This is a genomic window from Streptomyces sp. NPDC033136 (genome assembly GCF_055578235.1).
Window position 1 is genome coordinate 425,484 of the sequence record NZ_JBVIPD010000003.1, and the last position, 21,726, is coordinate 447,209.

General features: G+C 72.3%; 15 protein-coding genes. 8 read left to right on the plus strand and 7 right to left on the minus strand.

The features are described from left to right. The first annotated feature begins 116 nt into the window (after positions 1-116). The 4 genes from ACZ5TL_RS07605 to ACZ5TL_RS07620 are packed head-to-tail and all read left to right on the plus strand — an operon-like array spanning position 117 to position 4,616. Positions 117-1,121, plus strand: coding sequence for a 3-oxoacyl-ACP synthase III family protein (locus ACZ5TL_RS07605; protein ID WP_468588451.1), 1,005 nt, complete (start codon positions 117-119; stop codon positions 1,119-1,121). Beyond that, entirely contained in the window at positions 1,118-2,062 is a 945-nt protein-coding gene (locus ACZ5TL_RS07610) for an alpha/beta fold hydrolase (protein ID WP_468588452.1), read from the plus strand. Before ACZ5TL_RS07605 ends, ACZ5TL_RS07610 begins: the two co-directional genes overlap by 4 nt. Continuing rightward, complete coding sequence (locus ACZ5TL_RS07615; RefSeq protein WP_468588453.1) at positions 2,059-3,639, plus strand: AMP-binding protein; 1,581 nt, start codon at positions 2,059-2,061, stop codon at positions 3,637-3,639. Before ACZ5TL_RS07610 ends, ACZ5TL_RS07615 begins: the two co-directional genes overlap by 4 nt. Then, on the plus strand, positions 3,636-4,616 hold the full coding sequence (locus ACZ5TL_RS07620; RefSeq protein WP_468588454.1) for an NAD-dependent epimerase/dehydratase family protein: 981 nt from the start codon (positions 3,636-3,638) through the stop codon (positions 4,614-4,616). Before ACZ5TL_RS07615 ends, ACZ5TL_RS07620 begins: the two co-directional genes overlap by 4 nt. Before the next feature lie 197 nt (positions 4,617-4,813). Here the strand turns inward: ACZ5TL_RS07620 and ACZ5TL_RS07625 are convergent, their stop codons facing one another. Further along, a complete protein-coding gene (locus ACZ5TL_RS07625) occupies positions 4,814-6,322 on the minus strand; it encodes an MFS transporter (RefSeq protein ID WP_468588455.1) in 1,509 nt (502 codons plus the stop codon). 233 nt (positions 6,323-6,555) lie between these two features. On the opposite strand from ACZ5TL_RS07625, the gene ACZ5TL_RS07630 reads away from it, so the two are divergent. Then, on the plus strand, positions 6,556-8,052 hold the full coding sequence (locus tag ACZ5TL_RS07630) for an MFS transporter (RefSeq protein ID WP_468588456.1): 1,497 nt from the start codon (positions 6,556-6,558) through the stop codon (positions 8,050-8,052). Positions 8,053-8,348: 296 nt separating this feature from the next. Here the strand turns inward: ACZ5TL_RS07630 and ACZ5TL_RS07635 are convergent, their stop codons facing one another. The 4 genes from ACZ5TL_RS07635 to ACZ5TL_RS07650 all read right to left on the minus strand — a co-directional run bounded on the left by ACZ5TL_RS07635 (position 8,349) and on the right by ACZ5TL_RS07650 (position 17,045). Continuing rightward, entirely contained in the window at positions 8,349-11,285 is a 2,937-nt protein-coding gene (locus ACZ5TL_RS07635; RefSeq protein ID WP_468588457.1) for a hypothetical protein, read from the minus strand. A gap of 2 nt (positions 11,286-11,287) precedes the next feature. Next, entirely contained in the window at positions 11,288-13,162 is a 1,875-nt protein-coding gene (locus tag ACZ5TL_RS07640; RefSeq protein ID WP_468588458.1) for an HSP90 family protein, read from the minus strand. 235 nt (positions 13,163-13,397) lie between these two features. Next, positions 13,398-14,384 carry a hypothetical protein gene (locus ACZ5TL_RS07645; protein WP_468588459.1) on the minus strand — a complete coding sequence of 329 codons (987 nt, stop codon included), beginning with the start codon at positions 14,382-14,384 and terminating at the stop codon, positions 13,398-13,400. 288 nt (positions 14,385-14,672) lie between these two features. Next, the gene (locus ACZ5TL_RS07650) at positions 14,673-17,045 is read right to left on the minus strand and encodes a glycosyl hydrolase 53 family protein (RefSeq protein ID WP_468588460.1); all 2,373 of its coding nucleotides are present in this window, start codon (positions 17,043-17,045) and stop codon (positions 14,673-14,675) included. 762 nt (positions 17,046-17,807) lie between these two features. On the opposite strand from ACZ5TL_RS07650, the gene ACZ5TL_RS07655 reads away from it, so the two are divergent. Next, complete coding sequence (locus tag ACZ5TL_RS07655; protein ID WP_468588461.1) at positions 17,808-18,017, plus strand: hypothetical protein; 210 nt, start codon at positions 17,808-17,810, stop codon at positions 18,015-18,017. Positions 18,018-18,118: 101 nt separating this feature from the next. Next, positions 18,119-19,000: a universal stress protein gene (locus ACZ5TL_RS07660; RefSeq protein WP_468588462.1), complete on the plus strand. Its 882-nt coding sequence runs from the start codon at positions 18,119-18,121 to the stop codon at positions 18,998-19,000. A gap of 378 nt (positions 19,001-19,378) precedes the next feature. On the opposite strand, the gene ACZ5TL_RS07665 is transcribed toward ACZ5TL_RS07660, so the two are convergent. Beyond that, positions 19,379-19,870: a hypothetical protein gene (locus tag ACZ5TL_RS07665; protein WP_468588463.1), complete on the minus strand. Its 492-nt coding sequence runs from the start codon at positions 19,868-19,870 to the stop codon at positions 19,379-19,381. 221 nt (positions 19,871-20,091) lie between these two features. Between ACZ5TL_RS07665 and ACZ5TL_RS07670 the strand changes: the two genes are divergently transcribed. Next, entirely contained in the window at positions 20,092-20,625 is a 534-nt protein-coding gene (locus tag ACZ5TL_RS07670; protein WP_468588464.1) for a TerD family protein, read from the plus strand. Between the two features lie 72 nt (positions 20,626-20,697). Here the strand turns inward: ACZ5TL_RS07670 and ACZ5TL_RS07675 are convergent, their stop codons facing one another. Further along, positions 20,698-21,663: a pirin family protein gene (locus ACZ5TL_RS07675; protein WP_468588465.1), complete on the minus strand. Its 966-nt coding sequence runs from the start codon at positions 21,661-21,663 to the stop codon at positions 20,698-20,700. Positions 21,664-21,726 lie beyond the last annotated feature (63 nt).

Sequence of the window (21,726 nt, forward strand, 5' to 3'; positions counted from 1 at the left end):
GCCAAGGGTTGTTTCACCCGTGAGCGTGATCCCGGTCCACCACACGAGTGACCTTTCTGTCACAGTGCGTGACCCGCCGTTACGGTGGCGCGGTGCTCGAAGCCCCGCGTGCCCGCTTGACATCAGTCGCCGTCCATCTGCCGTCCCGCTACCGGACCATGGAGGAGATCCGGGCCGGGATCGCCGCCGCCGGAAGTCCCTACGTACCGCTGCCCGGCTTCCTCGAGGACGTCACGGGAGTGCGTGGCGTCCACGTGAGCGAGGAGGGGGAATGCGCCTCCGACCTCGCGGTCTCGGCCGTCCGTAAGGCACTCGCGGACGCCGGCACGACCGTCGACGAGGTGGATCTGCTGCTGTTCGCCGCCACCAGCCAGGACATGATCGAACCGTCCACGTCGCACCTCGTGGCGGCCAAACTGGGCGCGACCTGCCCGGTGTTCGACGTGACGAACGCCTGCAACAGCGTCCTCAACGCGATCGAGGTGGCCAGCGCCTTCATCGCCACCCGCCGCTACCGCACGGTGCTCATCGCCTGCGGCGAGGTGGGGACCATGGTCACGCGCTGGCACGTCCCCGACCATGAGGCCCTGCTGCGGGCCATGCCCGGCTACACCGTCTCCGACGCGGGCGCCGCGCTGCTGCTCACCGCCGGGCCCGCCGGCAAGGACGCTCCCGGAGTGCTCATGCTGCGGTTCGCCGCCCAGTCGTCGGCCTGGAACGCCTGCACGGTGAGCGGCGGCGGCTCCATGCACCCGCGGGCGTTCGACGACGAGCACCTGACCATCCGGCTCAACGGCGACCTGCTGCGCACGGCCGCGGTCGAGGGCCTGACGTTCCTCCGACAGGCCGCCGCGCGGGAGTTGGAGGCGGTCCGCTCCAGCGCCTTCATCGCCTTCCACCAGATCGGCATGCCGCAGTACCAGGAGCTGATCGACAAGCTCCCCCTGCCCGCCGACCGGTGCCTGCCCACCGTGGCCGAGCACGGCAACTGCGCCGCCGCCTCCCTGCCCCTGCAACTGGTCAAGGTGCGGGAGAGCGACCGGATCGAGCCCGGCGACACCGTGGCGATGCTCGGTCTGGCCAGCGGTATGAGCTTCGGTCTGGCGCTGGTCCGCTGGTGACCGCCGAGAACCGGCGCGCGGCCGCCCCCACGCACACCTCCGTTCTCCAGCAGTTGCTGCCCGGCTACCCCGCCCGCGAGCACTGGCGGCTCGTGCCGGAGACGGGCCAGCACTATCTCGACGTCGGCACGGGCGAACCGCTGCTGTTCCTGCACGGCAATCCGACCTGGAGTTACGCCTGGCGCAAGCTGCTGCCCACGCTGCTCCCGCACGCCCGCTGCCTGGCCCCGGACCTGCCCGGCCTCGGTCTGTCCCAGCACATGGCGCCGCCGCCCGATCCCGCGGCGCGCTATCCGCACCAACTCGACCAGCTGGACGCCCTCTACACCCACCTGGTCCGCCGCGAGGGTGTCCCGCGGCAGGGCTGGACGTTCGTCGTGCACGACTGGGGCGGGCCGCTCGGCATCGCCTGGCTGCTGCGCAACCCGGGGGTCGTCTCCCGCCTGGTGGTCCTCAACACCATCGCCTTCCCCTGGCCCGACGGCTACCGGCTGCCGTTCTATCTGCGCTGGATCCGGGACCACCGTCCGGTGGCCGCCGCCGTCCACGCCACCAACGCCTTCGCCCGGGCCACGGTCCGCCTCGGCGTCACCCACCGGCTCAGTCCCGCCGAGCGGCGCGCCTACCTGCTGCCGTACGCCCGCCGGGACAACCGTGGGGCGATCACGGAGTTCGTCCGTGCCATCCCCCGGGACCTCTCCGACGAGGCCTGGCGACTGCTCTCACCCCCCGACGGGGCCGACGGCCTGCGGCAGTTGCCGATGCTCATCGGCTGGGGCATGCGCGATCCGGTCTTCACGCCGCCCGTCCTCGCCGAGTGGACCCGCCGCCATCCGCACGCCGTCGTTCACCGCTTCCCCCGCGCCGGCCATCTGGTGATGGACGACGCCTCGGACGAACTCGGCGTCCGCATCCGTGACTTCCTTCGAGGAGGGCGATGACCGCCGCACCCGACAGCCTGTTCACCCGCCTGACCCGGATGGCCGGACGGCCACAGGCGACCGTACTGGTCCGCTGCGCCGGCGCCGGGTCCGCCGAAGACGTCACGGCGGCACAATTGCTGGACGGCACCCTCCGTACCGCGGACGCCCTCCGGGCTGCCGGAGTGCGGCACGGCGACAGGGCCGTGGTGATGACGAAGGACGCCTGGCAGCTCATGGCTTCGGTATACGCGTTGACGTCGCTCGGTGCCGTCCCCGTGCTGATCGAGCCGCGCGCCGAGGCACGGCGCTGCCTGGACGAGATCGCCCCCGGGGTCTTCATCGGGGAGCCCCTGGCCCATGTGGCACGCCGGGCATTGGGCTGGGGGCGCGGCCATGTCCGTACGGCCCTGGTCACCGGCCGCGGCTTCCCGGGTGGCGGCCGGCTCCTGGGAAGGGAGCTGCCGTTGGCGATGCCAGACGGCAGCGGCCCCGCCCCGCGCGTCCCGGAACCGGGGCCGGACGACCTGGCGATGATTGCCTTCACCTCCGGTTCCACCGGACAGCCCAAGGGCGTGGAGTACCGGTACAGCACCCTGGCCGGGCAACTCGGCTCCCTGGACGCCGTGCTGCGCGCCGAGGCCGGTGACGTGCTGCTGTCCTGCTTCCTGCCGTTCGCCGCGCTGGGCCCGCTGCTCGGCCTGACGACCGTCGCCCCGCAGGTCGACCATCTGGCACCGGCACGCACGCCCCCGGGACATCTCGTCGGGCCCCTCCTGCGCCACCGGGCGAACATCGTCCTCGGCTCACCGGCGATCCTCGGCCTGATCGCCGGGCACTGTTCCCGCCGCGGCCTGACACTGCCGTCGGTGCGCCGCGTGCTCTCCTTCGGCGCGCCCCTTCGCCCCCGCCTCATCGAGACGCTGGCGAAGGCCCTTCCGCCCGGGGCGGAGATCCTCAGTGTCTACGGCGCCACCGAGTGCCTGCCCGTCGCCGCGATCGACGCCGACGCGCTGCGCGTCCAGCCGCCCCCCGGCCACGCCGGCACGTGTCTGGGCCGCCCCCTCCCCGGCATCAGCGCGCGCATCCTGGACCCGGACGGCACCGGGCTCGGAGAGATCGCCGTCGCCGGGCCCGTGGTCAGCCCGGCCTACCACGCCCGCCCCGACGCCACGGACGCCGCCAAATCCCGTGCGGACGGCACCCTGTGGCACCGCACCGGCGACCTGGGACGCCTCGACGGCGAAGGCCGCCTCTGGTACCTCGGCCGCAAGGCCCACCTCGTCACCGGCGAGGGCTTCACCCTCACCACCGAGGACGTCGAGGCGGCCGCCGACACCGCCCCCGGGGTCCGCCGTACCGGCCTGGTCGGTGTCGGCCCCACCGGGCGGCAGCGGGCGGTGCTCTGCGTCGAGCCCGAGCGCGGCGCGCAGCGGGACGCTGTCCTGGACGCACTGCGTGCCGCCCTCGGCGAGCACCCGCAGGGCCGCCGCATCGGCACCGTGCTCTTCCGCCCCCGCTTCCCGACCGACATCCGCCACAACTCCAAGATCGACCGTGCCCGGCTCGCCGCATACGCGACGGGAGGCCGCCGTTGAGGGTCCTCGTCACCGGCGGAAGCGGCTTCCTGGGGCAGGAGATCTGCCGTCGGCTCGTCGCCCGCGGCACCGCCGTCTCCTCCCTCGGCCGCCGCCCGAGCCCCACTCTGGAGAGCCTCGGCGTCCGGCACCACCAGGGAGACCTGGCCGATCCGGCCGCCGTCTCCCGCGCGCTCGCGGGCTGCGACGCGGTGATCCACAACGCCGCGCTCGCCGGTGTCAGCGGCCCTCTCGGGCCGTACTGGAGGACCAACGTCCTCGGCACCCGCAACGTCATCGACCAGTGCCGGGCCCACGGGGTCGGCACCTTGATCTACACGTCGACGGCGAGCGTCGTCTTCCGGCCCGGCGGCCTGGAGAACGCCGACGAACGCTGCCCCTACCCCGACCGGCACCTGGCCGCCTACCCGCGCGCCAAGGCGCACGCGGAAGCCCTCGTCCTGGCCGCCGACGGCCCCGGCCTGGCCGCCGTCTCCCTGCGCCCGCACATCATCTGGGGTCCCGGCGACCCGCACTTCGCCCCGTCCCTGGCACGGGCCGTGCGCGCCGGCCGTCTGGTGATGCCCGGCGACGGCACCAACCTCGTCGACACGACCCATCTGCACACCGCCGCCGAGGCCCACCTGCTAGCCCTGGACCGGCTCCGGGAGGGCCGCCGCATCGGGGGCCGCGCCTACTTCATCACCCAGGACGAGCCCCGTCCCCTGCGCGACATCACCGCCCACTTTCTGCGCGCGGCCGGGCTCGAGGCCAGCTGGTGCACCGTGCCGCGTCCCCTGGCCCGGGCCGCCGCGACCGCCTGCGAATCGGTGCTGCGGCTGACCGGTCTCGCCCGCACCCACGCGCTCAGCCGGTTCCTCGTCGCCGAGTTGCTGCACCCTCACTGGTTCAACGTCGAAGCCGCCCGCCGCGACCTTGAGTTCGAGCCGCCGATCACCTTCGACGCGGGCATAAGGGCGCTGTCCGCCGCCGCGTGAGGACGCGCGCCCGCGCCGCCAGGGCCTCCAGCGGGGGTCCACCGTCTGCTCGGAGGAGCTGTCCGCCATCGCGGGCAGCTCGTATCTTCTGGGGGGCGCTCGCGCTGCTGCTCCTGGCGTCCATGAATGCCATCGCCACCGCCGCACTCCACGGCGAGCTGGGGCACGACGCGACGGCACCGGTGAGCGGCTGACGGTCAGGTGTGCCGGGCGTGCACCGGGCTGTGGGCGACGTCGTCCGGGCACTCCCGGTGCGGCTCCCGCGTCCGCCGGTCGCGCCGCCAGTCGAAGGCCGCGAGGGCGAGGGACGCCGCCATGCCGGCGATGCCGGCGACCAGTGCGAGGAAGAGGGCACCGCGGTAGTCGTCGCCCCGGTTGCCGAGCACCAGGTAGAAGAGGCCGGGCAGCGCGGCGGTGCCCACGGCGGCGCCGAGTCGCTGACCGGTCTGCAGCGCGCCGCCCGCCGCGCCGGCCATGTGCACGGGTACGTCGCGCAGTGTCAGGGTGATGTTCGGGGAGATCACGCACCCGCCGCCGACGCCACCGAGGAACAGGGCCGGGGCGGCCAGCCAGGGCGCGATGTCGAGGGGCGCGAAGCGCAGCAGCAGCGCGGTACCGCCCAGGCCGATGATCACACCCACGAGCCCGCCCACGGTGAGCAGGCGGCCGAGCCGGTCCACCATCCGGCCGGAGACCGCGGCCGCGCACGCCGAGCCGACGGCGAAGGGGGTCACGGCCAGGGCGGAACGGAGCGGGGAGAAGCCCAGCCCGTGCTGGTAGAAGAGGGCGAAAACCAGCCAGACGCCGCTGAAGCCGATGAAGTAGAGCGTGCCGACGCCGGCGCCGACGGCGTAGCCGCGCACGGTGGTGAACAGGCGCGGGTCGAGTAGCGGCTGGGTGCCGCGGGCCAGCAGGCGGCGCTGCCACAGGGCGAAGACGACCAGGAGCGCGGCGCCGGCGAGGAACAGCCACCACAGGCGGGTCAGACCGCCGGCCTCCGCCTGCACCAGCGGATACATGAGCGCGAGGACACCGAGGCCGAGGAGCAGGACACCGGGCAGGTCCACGTGTTCCCGGCCGGAGCGCCGGGTGCGGGGCAGCAGACGCCGGCCGAGGAGCACGGCGAGGACGCCGATGGGGACGTTGATGTAGAAGATCCACCGCCAGCCCTGGGGGCCGTCGGCCAGCGCGAGGATCAGGCCGCCGGCGAGGGGGCCGGCCGCGGAGGAGACGCCGACGGTGGCACCGAAGAACCCGAAGGCACGGCCGCGTTCGGCGCCGCGGAACATCTGCTGGATGAGCGCGGAGTTCTGCGGAGCCATGAAGCCGGCCGCCAGGCCCTGGGCGAGACGGGCCACCACCAGCAGCGTGATGCTGGGCGCCGCTCCGCAGGCCGCGCTGAAGAGCACGAAGCCGCTGAGGGCGAGCAGGAAGATGCGGCGCCGGTCCAGGGCGTCGCCGAGACGGCCGGCGGTGACCAGGGCGAGGCCGAAGGAGAGGGCGTACCCGGACACCACCCACTGCACCTGGGCGGCGGAGGCGTGCAACTCGCGCTGGATGGTGGGCAGGGCGACTGCCACGATCGACACGTCCAGCAGGCTCATGAAACCGGCCACCAGGGTGACCCACAGGGCCCGCCACCGGTTCGGGTCCGGCTCGTACCCGGCCTCCGGCGCGCCCTGGCTCCCGCCGCCCTCCGCTGACACTTGGGCTCCTCTCACCGGGTACGCACCCGGGCGGAACAGGTTCCCCGGCCAGGGCCCCGGCACACACCCGCCCGGTGATGGTCCCGGGCCGCCACGACCAGTCAATCTCACCTTGATCGCCCCTACAACAGGGTGCGTAGCCGACCGGACGTCACGAAGGGGCTCGTTTGAGCGCACGAGATCTGTGCATGCGTGGTGCTGGGGAAAACGACCGCGGCGAAAGGAACGACGTCATGGCGCCGACCGACAACGACGAGTCGGTGGATCCCGCGGCGGTGAGACGACACCGGGTGCTGTTCCGGGCGATCGAGAAGCGCCGCCACCCGAAACTGCGCCGCAGCGACATCACCGTGACCGACGAGGCGGCGGTCAAGCGCGCCACGAAGGCGGCCGCCCTCGGCAACGCGATGGAGTGGTACGACTTCGGCATCTACAGCTATCTGGCGTCGACCATCGGGAGGGTCTTCTTCCCTTCGGGCAACGACACCGCCCAGCTGCTCGGCTCCTTCGCGACGTTCGCCGTGGCCTTCCTGGTGCGACCGCTCGGCGGCATGGTCTTCGGGCCGCTCGGCGACAAGGTCGGCCGCAAGCGCATCCTCTCCCTCACCATGATCCTGATGGCGGTGGGCACCTGCGCCATCGGCCTGGTCCCCTCGCACGCCGCGATCGGCCTGTGGGCCCCGGCCCTGCTGATCTTCTTCCGGCTGGTACAGGGCTTCTCGACCGGCGGGGAGTACGGGGGCGCCTCGACCTTCATCGCGGAGTACGCGCCGGACAAGCGGCGCGGCTTCTTCGGCAGCTTCCTGGAGCTGGGCACGCTCGCCGGCTACGTCGCGGCCTCCGGCCTCGTCGTCGTCCTCCAGACCCTCCTCAGCGACGATCAGATGCTGGCCTGGGGCTGGCGCGTCCCCTTCCTGGTCGCGGCCCCGCTCGGCCTCATCGGCCTGTATCTGCGGCTGAAGCTGGACGAGACGCCCGCCTTCCAGAAGCTGGAGGGCGGCGGGGTCAAGGCGAGCGAGGCCGCAGAGGCCGTGGAGACCTCGGCCGCCGCCGACCTCGGCAAGATCTTCACGCGGTACTGGCGGCCGCTGCTGCTGTGCCTCGCGCTGGTCGCGGCGTACAACATCACCGACTACATGCTGCTGTCGTACATGCCGACGTACCTGTCCGAGGAACTGGGCTACGGGACCAACCACGGGCTGCTGATCCTGCTCCTCGTGATGGTGCTGCAGATGTGCGTCATCAACCAGGTCGGGCGGCTGTCGGACCGCTTCGGGCGCAAGCCGCTGCTGATGACGGGGATGCTCGGCTTCCTCTTCCTCTCCCTGCCGTCCTTCCTGCTGATCCGGCAGGGCAGTGTCGTCCTCATCGCGCTGGGCCTGCTGCTGATGGGTCTGTCGCTGGTGCCGATGCTCGGCACGATGTCGGCGGCGCTCCCGGCCATATTCCCCACCCAGGTGCGCTACGGATCCCTCTCGGTCGCCTACAACCTGGCCACCTCGATCTTCGGCGGTACGACACCGCTGGTGATCACGGCCCTGATCAGCACCTTCGACTCCACCCTCATGCCGGCGTACTACGCCACGGGCGCCGCGGTCGTCGGTGTCATCGCGGTGCTGTGCATGCGGGAGACGGCGAACAAGCCCCTGGCCGGTTCCCCGCCGTCCGTCGAGACGGAGGCGGAGGCCACGGAACTCGTCCAGGCGCAGTCGCCGCAGCCCCGGTTCTGACCGGCGCCGGAGGCCCCGCCCGGGCGGGGCCTCCGGGCGGTTGGTTCCGCGCGGGGAGCTCGGGCGGGCTTCGGGCACCCTGGGACGTGCGGGCTTCGGGCGGTCCGGGCCGTGCAGGCTCACCCGGACCGGGACGTGCACGCCTGGCCCGGGCCGGGACGTGCGGGCTTCGGGCGGTGGTCATCCGCTTGAGGGCGCTGTCGACAGGGGCGGGCCGGGTGCCGGTCACGCGACGCGTCCGGCCCGCCCCCGGGCGGCGTCCCCGGGGCGGACGGACGACGGCCGCGTCCGTCACCTCACTCCTCGTCACGCAGCCGGGCCGCCAGAGCGGTCAGCGGCTCGGTCTCCTCCGTGTGGCCCAGGGCGGTCAGGCGGGAGATCGCCGCGTCGAGGCGGCTGAGGGCGGGAGCGGGGCGTTCCAGGTAGATGCCCTCCACGGCACCCGCGAGGCGAACACACTCGGCCCACTCGCCGGCGTGGTCCTCCTCCGGGCCCGGCTCGCCGAGCAGGGCGAGGGCCTTCTCCAGAGCGGCCAGGGCATCCTCGTACGCACCGGCGTACGCGTTGACCCGCCCGTGTTCGTAGGCCAGGGCCGTGTCCAGCGACCGGCCCTGGGCCTCGTACCCGTCGGCGCGGGCCTCGTCGGCGATCCGGCCGGCGTCGGCGAGGAACGCGCGGGCACCGGCCAGGCCGTCGGGGCCCTGCTGCTGCGCCTGGAGGCGGGCGAGTTCGCGCAGGCAGTTGCTGAGCGGCTCGTACCGCGCGGCCAGGGCATGGGCGGCGAGCGCCTGGTCCGCGGCCTCAAGAGCCCGGTCGAACGCGCCGGACTCGCCGAGGAGTACGGCCGTCTCCGCCGCGATCATGGCGTGGCTCCCCGGGTCGTCGTCCCAGCCGGCCGACTCGGCCGCGAGGGCGACGAACTCCGCCGTGGCGGCCTTGAGGTCCTCCCCCGCGTGCAGCGCGCGGGCGCGGGTGAGGCGCAGCTGGGCGACGAGCCGGTCGTCCAGCTCGCCCGCGGTGACGTCCGGTTCGGCCAGCAGGGAGTCGAGCAGTGCGATGCAGTCCTCGACGCGGCCCAGGTCGAGGCTGAGCTGGGCCGCGTTGCTGTAGGTGCAGAACGCGTCCGTCCGGCTGCCGCGGCGAAGGTCGAGCTCCGCCGAGCGCGTCAGGTGCCGCAGCGCCTCGTCGGGGCGGCCCAGGTGCATGCAGGCCTCGGCCAGATCACCGTGGAGGCGGGTGGCGTCCCCCGTGTCGGACTGCCACTCGGCGGCCCGTCGCAGGCCCTCGGTGAGATCGGCGTACGCGGCCTGCGCGTCCTGGAGGACGAGCTGGAGCCGGCCGCGCAGTCCGAGCGTGCGCGGCAGGTGCCAGGCGGGGCCGTGCGCCTTCAGCCGGTCCAGGATGGCGTCGATCTCGGTGACCGCGGCGGGCAGGTCTCCGGAGATCGCGTGCGTGGTGGCCCGCAGCAGCAGGGCGCCGGAGATCTGCCCGGCGACCTCGTGCCGGGTGGCGAACGCGAGCAGCAGGTCCGCCTCGGCGAAGACCGGCGCGACATGCTCGGCGCTGCCCGAGGTCTGCAGGCGCAGGGCCAGTGCGGTCGCCCGCAGCCGCAGCAGGCGGGCCTCCTGGTGCGGGGCGAGACCGGGCGTCTCCTCGTGGAGGCGGACCATGGAGGCGTGGGCCGCGGTCAGCGCGGCTGCCTTCGCCTCGGGTCCGTCACCGTCCTGCGCGGCGATCTGGGCGGCGGCGAGCAGGCCGCCGACGCGGGCGAGCGCCGCGTGACCCGGGGTGCCGGCGTCGTCGTACAGGGCCGCGGCCTCCTCGTAGAGGGCGGCGGCGTCCGCGAACTCGTCCTTCTCGCCCGCCCGGCCGGCCTCTTCGGCGAGCAGGTCCGCGCGCAGCCGGGCGAGCGGGCCCACGGCCGGGTCGTCGGGGTGGGTGTAGTCGCGGGCGGTGGCGAGCGTCCGCAGCCGTGCCCAGCAGGCCTGTGCGTCCGGGTGGCCCTGCTCGTCCAGCGCCCTTGCCCGGGTGATGAGTTCGGGCAGTGCGTCGGGGACGGCGGCCGTACGGGCGGCGGGGGCGGCGGCCGGGGTGGCCGGGGCCACGTCGTCGAGGCTGCGGGTGCGCAGGGTCAGTTCCAGCGCGTCCAGGAGCGGGGCGCGGTCGAGGCGGGCCCGGCGGCGGCCGGTGTGGGCCGCGGTTCCGTTGCGGGCGTCGAAGCGGGCGGCGAGGTCGCCGGCCCGGTCCCGGACCTCGGCGCGCAGGCCGGCGACCGTCCAGGTGCGGCCGGCGTATCCGGCGGCGGGCAGTTCGCCGTGGCCGAGGAGTTCGGTGCGCTGGAGGAGGACCTCCACGCCGGTGAGGAAGTCGAGCTGGTCCAGCGGCGAGTCGACCTCGTCGAACAGGTTCCGGTTCTCGGCGAGCAGTTCGAGGCCGCGTGCCTCGTTGCCGGTCAGCGCGCAGAACTCCAGGTGCCGGCCGACCTCCCCGGACATCGAGGGGTTGCGGCGGCAGCCGCGGTAGCCGGCCAGGTGCAGTTCGCGCGCCCGGTCGGCACGGCCGGTGCGCAGCAGGGGCAGCAGCGCGTACGACAGGGAGCGGGCCGGTTCCTCCTGGCAGGACTCCTTCCCGGCCAGGACGGGCTCCCAGGCCCCCAGCGCCCGTACGTCGTCGCCCGCCGCGAGGTGGTACAGGGCACGCTCGCAGATCTCGCAGGCCTCGCAGTCGCTGAGCCGGGTGCGGGTGCGGCCCGCCCACAGCTCGTAGGCGAGGGTGGTGTCCTCGCCGACGTGCGCGGCGAGCTGGTACGCCTGCCCGTAGTAGGGGTGGAGGCCGAGGTCGGCCTTCTCGTACCGGTCGCGCATCTCGGTCAGCCACTGGCGCAGGCTGGCCAGCGGTATCTCGGGCAGCGCGCGCAGGGCGTTGGACACCCACTTGAAGCGCCAGAACAGCATGTGGCGCAGGCGTTCGTCGAAGACGACGGGCTGCTCGTCGAAGAGGGTGAGCAGGCGGGCGAAGACGACGGGCGACTTCCGGGGTTCGGAGCCGTAGGTGTACGCCTCCTGCAGTTCGAACAGCGCGTGGACGAGCGGCACGGGTTCCGCGAACTGCTCGGCGGCTTCGACCAGTTCCTCGGCGGTGACGGTGCGGGTGCGGCCGTAGGGGCGCCGGTCGTTCTCCTGGAGCGCCTGGTACAGCTCGTCGGTGCTCTGGGGGTGGGGTGTGGTGGGCATCGTCAGCTGTCCTTGCGGAGGGCGTGGGCGAGAAGGTCGAGGAAGGAGCGGTTGATGAGGCTCGATTCGGCGGGCCTGAGCGGGCGCCGGGACAGCATCGCGGCCTGCCCGTACAGGGCTTCGGCGCTGGTGCGGGCCAGTTCGGGCTCGTCGATGGACACGGCCGTGCGGACCAGCGGGTTGAGCTGGTTGAGGATCAGCTGGGCCCGCGGGGCCTCCTGGCGCAGGGCGCCGAGGATGTCGCCCCACAGGCCGCCCTCCTGCTCGCGGGCGAGCTGGGAGCGGGTGCGCTCGTGCCGGGCCTCGCGGCTGTCGATGAGGAGGGCGGGGGCGCTGGCGGGCTGGAAGGTGCGCAGCGCGACGTCGCAGTCGAACACGGCGAGGGCGTCGCGGGCCTGCGCGAGGTAGGCCGCGGCGGCGAGTTCCGTCTCCCGGTCGACGGGGTCGAGGTGGGCGGTGAGTGTCGCCGGGTCGAGATCGGCGACACTCGCCTCGGGCCTGATCTCGGGCAGCCGGTGGACCAGTTCGCGGTCGTAGGTGTATCCGCCGTTGACGACGCCGAGCCCGGCGGCCGAGGCGATCGCCGCGACCTGCCGGAACTCCTCCACGGTCGACGTCACGAGCACGGTGCGGTGGGTGCGCGCGAACTCGTCCAGGGTGGTGTGCCCGTCGGTGGTCTCGAACGGCAGCCAGGGCAGCAGCATGCGCAGGATCTCGTCGTCGTGCACGGCGAGCGACTTCACGGCCAGGTGGTGGGCCTGGAGGAAACGGCCGAGCAGGTCCGGGTCGCTGGCGGCGGCCCGGGCGATCCAGGCGCGCAGCCGCTCCGCGAGGGCGTCGCGGACGGCGGCGAGGGTGTCGTCCTCGTACAGGGACTCGCGGGACGCCGTCGGGCGCAGGCTCTCGGCGTCGATGACGCAGCGGACGAAGAACGCCCACTCGGGCAGGATCTCCTCGGCCTGCTCGGACAGCAGCATGCCCTTGACGTGCACGCGGTGGCCGTGGCGACGCCCGGCCGGGACCGCCTCGGGCAGCACGCACGCGATGCCCTTCAGGCCCACGGCCGGCAGGTCCAGCTCGATGGTGTCCAGCGGCGTGAAGCCGAAGACCTCCTCGCCGTACGCGGCCAGCGCGCGGGACCGGGCTCCGGGTGTGGGGTACGTACGCGCCCAGGGGGCGGGGTCGGGGTTGACGGGCGCGCCCGGGCGGCCTGAACCGCCGGTGCCGCCCGGATCGCCGGTGCCGTCGTCGAAGGTCACCGGGTGGCGCAGGAGGGATCCGAAGTGGCGGGCGAGGGCGTGCACCTGTGCCGGGCGGGTCCACTCCCCCGCGTCGCCGCGCGGGGTCAGGGTGACGGTCGTGCCGGGCGCGGGGCGGGCGGTGACGGGGAGGGTGCGGACGGTGTAGCTGCCGTCGCCGCGTCCGCGCCACTCCACGGCGGGTGCGCCGGGGGTGCGGGCGGAGCGGCTCAGCACATGGATCTCGTCGGCGACCAGGAAGCAGGAGAGCAGGCCGATGCCGAACTGGCCGATGAAGTCGCCGCGTTGCTCGGCGATCTGTGCGGCGCGCTTGCTGCTGCGGCCGATGGTGGCCAGGAAGGCGTGCACGTCGGCCTCGGTGAGACCGACCCCGTCGTCCTCGACGCGGACGACCGAGCCGTCGGCGTAGAGGCGGACGCCGAAGGCGCCGGCGGGGGCGGCCGGTTCCAGGGTGTGCCGGGCGGTCAGCGCGTCCACCGCGTTCTGCATCAGTTCACGCAGGTAGACGCGGGGGCTGGAGTAGAGGTGGTGGGAGAGGAGGTCGACGAGGCCGCGCAGATCCACCTGGAAGGTGCGGTCGGCGCCGGCCGCGTTCGCGGCGGTGTCGGGCAGAGTCATCGGACAGTCCGGGGTAGGAGAGGCGACGGGTGGCGGGGGCGAGCGGCGCCGGGGCCGGCGGGCGCTGTGGCGTGGGTGCCGGGGCCGGGCACTCACGGGGTGCTCGGGCGCGGGCGCTCAGGCCGGGCGTGCCTCGGGTGCTCGGGCGTGGTGCCAGGGGTGCGCGTGCGGGCGCTCGGCGTGACGCCAGGGGCGCGGGTGCTCCGGCGTGGCACTCGGGCGTGGTGGCGAGGGCTCAGGCGCGGCGGTGGTGGCGGGCGAACTCCTTCTCGGGGTCGCCGAAGTAGGTCCAGGGCCACTCGGTGTATGCGCCGTCCAGCGTCCGGAACACCCGCCGGACGGTGTGCCGTTCGCCGGCCAGCGACAGGGCCATGGCGAACATGTTGAAGTCGTGCTGCCAGCCCGGGCGCCACACGTAGGCGGGGTGGAGGATGCTGTGGTCGGCCGCCTCCCGCAACCGGGCCTGGATCTCGGAGGATTCGAGGTGGTCCCCGCGGTCGGACTCGACCCACTCCTCGATGTACGCCATGGCGATCACGCAGCCCAGGCGGTGTCCCTCCGGGGAACGGGCGAGCGCGTCCTCGGCGAACGCCAGGGCCTGCCCCGGCTCTCCTCCCCAGCGGGGCTGCATCTGCGACAGCCACTCGAGGTGGGTCTCCAGGTCCAGCGGGTCGCGCCGCAGGGCGGCGTCGCGTCGTGTCTCGTTGACGGCCGGGCCCAGTGACATGCCACGGCCCGAGGTGAGCAGGCGGCGCCACGGCGTGATCCACTCCGGCCGCAGCTCGGCCGCTTCGAGCAACTGCTCCTCGGCGATGTGGAGCCGCTCGTGGAAGACCCGCCACTGCTCCTGCGAGACGTTCACGGCCCGCTCGGCGGTGCGTGCCTCCCAGCCCCAGATGATGTGGCGCGCACCGGATATCAGCAGAGCCGTCGCCCGGTGCTCCTTGTCCTCCTCGACGGCCCGGCCGATCCAGTCCTGCAGGCCGTCCACGTCGGCGAGCTCGCCCAGGACCTGGTGGTCGCGGCCGAGATCGAACGGCGCGAGCGCCGCCTTGACCGCCTCCCAGTCCCCCGCCTCGGCAGCCTCCACCAGCGCGAGCACGCGCGTGTCCCCCAGCGCGCGCAGCGTGTACATCCCGCTCTTCCCTCTGCGCGCAGCGGGAAGGACGTGCGGATCCGTCACCGGTCTCTCCGCACCCCTGCCGAACAGCTTGCCGAACATGCCGCGCCCTCCCCTGGTACCGCGTGATCTTCGGGTGCAGCATAAGCGGACCCACCGACAAGGTCTCCACTGGGTTTTCACCGGTGCGTCACATGGTCGGGCGGGTGCGGCGCACCGTCACCGCCGCCCCGCCAAAACCCCTTGCGTCACAGGCGTTTCGAGGTTCCGCGATCACTCCGATCCCATGCGCCACGTGTCGGGCCAATAGCCGGCGGCGTCGGGGTCCGTGAGCGCGCTGCCGGGCCGCCCGGCCCGGCAGCGCCTCGAGAACAATCGGACGTCAGGTCGCTACAGGTCGCGGCACTGCGCCGACTTCGGACCACTCACCGTGTTGGTCGATCCGTTGTTCACCGGCGGCCGAGCGTTTCCCCGGCACATCAGCGGGCCGTGGATCGTGTTCCCGGCGATCACGTTCCATCCCCGCGTCCGCGTCACCGTGACCGGGCCGGAGATCGTGTTCGGAACACATCCCAGCACCGGGTTGCCGATCGTCACCGACGAGGTCCCGGACAACGTCACCGGGCCGGAGGTCCGGCTGTCGCAGATCACCACCCCGGCCGCGCCGTCGGCCCGCACCGGGCCGGCGATCACCGCACCGTCCACCTGGAGCGAGGCGCCGGCACGCACCGACACCGGACCCGACACCGTCGCCCCGTCCAGGCAGGTCACGCCCCCGGTCACCGTCAACGGCCCGGCATGCCGGCCGGTGATCACCCGATCGCAGTCGAGGCCGGCATACGCTTCGACCACGTCGAGCACCGCCGTCACCGGACCGTACTCGGTCGAGCCGTGGACCGTGAGCCGGCCGGCCGCGCCGGTGGCGCCGTCCGGTACCGGGTCCCACTCCACCGGGACCGGCTCGGTCGAACCGTCGGCCATGGTCAGCACCCGCACCGAATCCGGCAGCACCACCTCGTCGCCGACCTGTGCGGACGCGTACACGGTGTCCTGCACCACGTGGGAGGCGCGGCTCTTGGTGAAGACGTCGATCGAGGCGTTCGGCTCCCAGGTGCGCGTCATGCCCGGTACGGCGGTGAACAGGGACTGCCATCGCGCGGGCTCCCACGCCAGCACGCCCACCCCCTGGTTGTCCGGGATGTCGTTGGCGATCTGGAACACGCGCTGGAGGGCGTCCGCCTGCCCCTGAACGGTCCGCGGGTACGTCGAGTTGGGCATCGGTGCCCCGCCGCCACCCGACGCCGGGTACGAGGTCTCGGCGATCTCGATCTTGTATCCCCGGTGCGCCGCCGCCACCGCGTTGAGGTTGAACTCGTAGTGGTCCGGCGACCCGTGCCACTCCGGATAGTACGAATGGGCGAGAACGTCCGGGTCGGCGCCCTTGGCGTTCACCCGGGTCAGGTACTGATCCCAGAACTCGAGCGTCTTGGCGCCCCGATCCTTGCCGATGATGATGTGCGTCTCGACGTCGATGTCCTCGCCCTGGTCGGCCGACACGTCGCGGACCGCGCGGATCCCCGCCGCGGACAGCGTCGTGAACCGGTCCCACGCCTCCTCGTAGAGCCGCCGCTCCTCCGGGTCGTCGGAGCCCCAGTACTTCCAGAGCAGGCCGCCGCCGGGCTGCGACTGGTAGATCTCCGACTGGTTGCGGAAGTACGCCGGATCGGTGGTGCCGATCAACGCCGCCTCGCTGCCGTACAGGAAGCCGTTGACGATCTCGTTGCCGATCGCGACCTTGTCCGGCGTCGTGCCCTGCTCGATCAGCTGCCGGACGTAGTCGTAGGTGTAGTCGTACACCGCCTGGGTCAGGTCGTCGAACTCCAGCTGGGCCCATGCTCGCGGCTTCGGCTGCTTGGCCGGGTCGGCCCACGAGTCGGCGTAGTGCAAGTCGATTCCCAGGCCCATCTCCCGTTCGGCCTTGATCCACTTGGAGACCTCGAGTGACCGCTCCGGGCCTTGGTACGGGACGGCCAGTACGTCGCCCGAGGACTCGCTGCGAGGCTCGTTGAAGACGCGCAGCCGGACGTAGTCGGCGCCACGGTCCTGGAGCACGTCGAGCAGGTGGGGGCCAGCGCCCGGGTCCTCCTCGGCCGGGCTCACCCAGTACTTGCGTCCTTCGGCGACGTCGTTGTCCACCCAGGAGGCATCGGCGCCGAGGATCAGGTCGTCGCGCAAGTAGTTGTAAACGCTGAGCTCACTGATTCCCAAGGTCGCACCGGGCGAGGCTCCCGTGAACGTGACCCGCACGAATCTGGTCCCCGGCCGGGTGAAGAGGTCGACCGATCCGCGAGCGGGCCGGTGGTTGGCCGAGTGGTCGGCGATGACGTTCCACCTGTCGCCGTCCGCGGACGACTCGACCACGTATTGGTAGGCGGCCCCGGTGTCCGGGAAGACGACCCCGACCTTCCTGACGTTGTCGTAGGCGCCGCCGAGATCGAGAGTCAGCCACTGGTTCGCGGACGTGCCGTCCGCCGTCCACGCGGTCTGGTCGTCCTGGTCGATCGCCAGGTCAGCGGTGGACGCCCCGCTGCCGACCTCGACACTCGCCCAGGATTTCGCGCTGATGTCGCTCTCGATCGGCGAGATCTCGGCCTCGCCGAAGTGTGCGGCGGCCGGGCCGACCGGCCCGAATGCCGCTGCGCCGCATGCCAGCATCACCGCGGTCGTGATGCTGAGTGCCGTGCGGACAGGGTGTTTTCGCATCAGTGCCTACTCCTCATCTCCGTACCCCCGCATGGGTGCACCACGGCCGAGGCCGGCCCGCCGAACACCCGCTCATGCAGCCGGGTGCTGATGGGGGGCCAGGCTGGACTGGAATGCGGCTCCCTTAAGGCGCGTCCATGACAATCGGAGCAGGCGCGACGTGGAGAGGCCGTTGAGGTTCTTCCGATTCTGTTGACAATTGAGGACAGTACTGAGGCACCCGGCATACGACAAGGCGTCAGCCCGCCAGCTTCCCGAGGCTCGCCACAGGGCGGGGAACAGCGACGATAAGGCAACGACCGCCTCTACTCCCAGGTTTGGGGCAGTCGCCGCGCTGGCGTGAATGGGTCGCATGCAGAAATGACCCATCGCGATCATGCGTCAGAAATCCACTTGATCAAACAGATTGCCACACTCGGTTCGTGTGCACGTGTGCATGCCTTGTCGCTCCTCCGCATCGAAGGCAGCGGTCCACAAGGGATGAGCTGGATTGCCTGAAGTCCGGCGATACGCACCCGAGGCCCATCCGCTGCGGGCACAGGGAGACCGTTGTTTACTGGCTATAGCGTGACCGGCAGGACGTCGGCCACCGGGCGGGCCCGAGCGGTCGCACGTGCCCATGGCTGATCAGGCTCCCCACGGAACATGGTGGCCTTCACTGACTCTGAGGCGACGAAGGTGCCGGTCCCCGGCCTAGATGGCATCGGCTTCCGAGACCGGGTCGGCCCCACGGGCCATCACCGCCGAGAAAGGAGGCACAGCATGACGCAGAACCGTCCCGAAGAGCCCGATGCGGCGCCCGGACCTGAAGCCCGGCTGAGCCGGCTCGAAGCACAGGTCGCGACCCTGGCCGAGGCTGTCCGTGTGCTCGCCCGTGGCCTGGAGAACACCCCGTCGAAGAACGTTCCGCCCGAGGAGTCGGCACGCGGCGCACGACTCGCCCATGAACTCCTGCTCTCCCAGGGCCTGTAGATGCTCGCCGGCGCCAGAAACGGATTCGGTCGCGGTGACCGGCACCAGCACCGGCCGGCACCGGGGTTGGTGCGCCGGCCGAGAAGCCACCGGAGTCGGCGATGACGCACGCGCAAGGACGTGAACCGATCGTGGTCGGCGTCGACCCCGATCCGGGCAAACGCATGGCGCTCGCCTGGGCCGCCGACGAGGCGGACCGGCGCCGCCTGCCCCTGCTGGTGGTCCTCGCGCAGAACGTGCCGACCCCCGGATACCGGCCGACCGGCGGGCGGCCGTCCTGGGAGGAGTGGAACGAGGCGCTGCACGCGACGGGGGATCGGGTGCTGAATGAGGCGGTCACCTTCGTCGAATCCCGCCATCCGCAGGTACCGGTGTCCGGGCTGCTGGCGGAGGGGCAGCCGGCGTGGGTGCTGCGTGAGCAGGCGCAGCACGCCACCATGGTCGTGCTCGGTTCCTGGCATCTGAGTGCTCTCCAGGAGGTCTTCACCTCCGCCTCCGTCACCCTGCCGCTCATCGCGCACGCGACCTGCCCCGTGGTGGTCATCCCCGAGCCGGAGCACATCACCCAGCAGCCGCCGTACTACGTGGTCGGCGTCGACGGCAGCCCCCAGTCCACCGACGCCGTCGACTTCGCCTTCGGGGAGGCCGCCCTGCGCGGCGCGGCCCTGCGAGCCCTGTACGTGTGGAACCCTCCGCGGCTCGGAGGCCCGGACGAGGGCGCCGCCGTCCAGGAATGCCGGCGGCTGCTGTCGGAGACCGTCGCCGGGCGGACCGCCGCCCATCCGGAAGTGGCACTGCACCACGAGGTCGTAACGGGCCACCCGGTACAGGTCCTGGCCACGGCGTCCGAACACGCCCTCGGTCTGGTCGTGGGCAGCCGCGGGCACGGCGGCTTCACCGGCATGCTGCTGGGTTCCGTCAGCCAGGGCGTACTGCACCACGCACGCTGTCCGGTCATCACCGTCCCGCACGGCCACCGGTAAGCAGCCCGCGTTCCTCTGGCGGCATGGCCCCATGGGTCTCGTTCTCCACCATCGCGCACCGCGCGGCCGAACGCGTGCGACCGAGGGCGGACAGCGCACCTTCCGAGATGCCCCGGCCGGGCGTATGCCGGACGGTGGAAGGAGAAGGAGCGAGTCTCCCATGAGCTGCTGATGCGGACATGGGCCGTGGCACCACTACGTGCACCCCTGCACCGCCGCCCGGGTACGCTCTCGGCTTCGGGAAGCGACGGCACTTGGGCGAGCCATATGGCCTTGTCCTGTGCGTGGGCGCGCCGAGCTCGGATGCCTGGCGCGGCGGTACGCCGGCCATGTGCCGCAGGGGCTGGGCCCGGCCGTCGGGCTCAGCCCCGGAAGCGCTCACTCTCCCCGTGCCCCTGCCTGCCGGGTGACCGCTCGCAGCAGTGGACGGCTCAGCCCTCCGGCCGCCAGAATTCCGGCGACCTCGGCGGCGCAGCACGCCGCGAGCACGATCACGCCGCGTGCGTCGAACGCCGGATCGCCGCCGGCCAGCATCGCCGATCCCCCGCACAGGAGCCCTGCTGCGACAGCCCCGCCCGCCAGCACCGTGACCGGGATCAGCGTCTCCCGGCTGCGGGCGGCGTCCAGGACCCGCAGTGGGGTCCCGGCCAGGTGCAGCAGGCCGTAGGTGCGGCGGCGGTCCACTACGGTGGCGGCCGAGGTGATCCCCGCCGAGGGGCGTGAGTGTCGATGCGCCAGTTGCCCTTCGGCAACCCTCGGCCGGACGGTGCCGCGGCGGCGGCCGGCACCGCACCCGCCGCCGCGACGAGGGGCCGCGCCCGATGCCGCCTCGGTCAGTCCTCGAGGTGAGGTGCTCCGTACGGGGTCCATCTCTGGGGCTCCTCTTCTCGCAGGCCCGTCGTCGTGCGGACGGGTTGGATGGGGCCGGTGCGCCAGAGGAGACCCGGCTGCCCGTGGCCACCACCTGTGGAGCACCCAACGACCCGCCGAAGGAGCAGGCCGCGCGAGGCTTCAACAGGTCGGCCGATGGCCATACTTGACCCTGCGGGGATCATCCCGCGGTGGCTTGGAATGGGAGAGGCAGCAAACCGGTGAACAGCGACAACCAAGGAGTGGGGAAGGTTGAGGTTCGGCTCAAGTGGGACCCGAGTCCCTGGGACCAGCCACCTCATCATCTCGACATCATCGCCGCGACCTACTCGGCGGAGGCCCTCCACGGGCGGCCGGTGTACGTCGTCCACTTCGACAGTCGCTCACCGGACGGCACCATCAACATGAGCCGGCACAGCCAGACCGGTCAGGGCTTCGGCTTCGTCGAGGTGATGGTCCTGGAACTCGATCGCCTCGCGCCCTCCTTCGCCAGGGTGGTCGTGGGGGTAGCGATCCACCAGGACAGCGGACACAAGACCTTCGGCGACATATCGAACGCAGGAGTGTTGGTCGTCGAGGGTTACAAGGAGCTACTCAAGAACGATTTCACACAGGTCGCCGGATCCACCGCCGCCACCTTCGCGGAGTTCACCCGGGACACCTCGGCAGGGTGGAAGTTTCACCAGATGGTCCGTGGATTCGACAGCGACCCCGTGGTCTTCGCCTCGGAGATGGGCAGTACCCGACAGCCCTGACCGGCAGCAGCACAGGGATTCCCCGATCACCTTCCGCCCAGGGGCCACCGACACTGACGCCTTTCCCGCAAGTCACCGCACCCTTCCCCGCGGTTTCAACGCCACCGGCGGCAGTTCCGGTGCGGGCAGTGCAGCCCCGTCGTACCCCTCCACCTCCCCGAACCGAGTGCCCTCCATCCAGTCCCGACGCGCCTGTACGATCTCCTCCTGCGACCGTCCGATCCAGTTCCAGAACATGATCAGCTCCTCCTCGAACGGCTCGCCACCCAGGAGCATCAGACCCGCGTCCGACTCGGCCCGCAGGGGCAGTTCGGTGCGGCCGCAGCCGAGGTAGAGCATGGAGCCGGGCAGGAGCGGGACGCCGTCGACACGGGTCTCGCCGGACATGGCGAGGACCGCGTACTCGAAGTCCGGTTCCACCGGCAGGCGCACGTCCGCGCCCCGGGTCAGGGCCAGGTCGGTGCCGACGATCGGGGTGTAGGCCGTGCCGGGTGAGGTCGCGCCGTCGAGGTCGCCGAGGATCAGCGTGGCCGTGAGACCGGGCGCCGTGACCACCGGCAGTTCGGCGTGGTGTTCGAAGCGCGGCTCGGTGTGCCGGTGGCCGTCGGGGAGGGCGACCCACAGTTGCGCGCCGTGCAGGAACCGGGCGTGCGAGCGGGGACTCTCCTCCGAGTGGCTGATCGCCCGGCCGGAGGTCATCAGGCCCAGTTCCCGCGGGCGGATCGTCTGGAGGCTGCCCGTGGAGTCGCGATGCAGCACCTCCCCCTCGTGCAGCCAGCTCACCGTCTGCAGACCCATGTGGGGATGCGGCGGCACCTGCATGCCGGGCTCGTCGGCGATGTCGTCCGGACCGTAGTGGTCGACGAAGCACCAGGCTCCCACCATGCGGCGGCCGAGGTTGGGCAACAGCCGGCGGACCTCGCTGGACTCGCCCAGCTTGACGTGGCGCGGACTGAGGAGTTCGCGAACCGGCTCGGCCACGACGAAGCCGCGGCCACCGCACAGGGAGGGAGCCGCCTCGCGCTCAAGATTGCTCATGGCGCACAACCTAGCCCGGTGGAAGGTCCCGCGTCAGCGCGTCACAGGGCCGTGCCCGGGTGT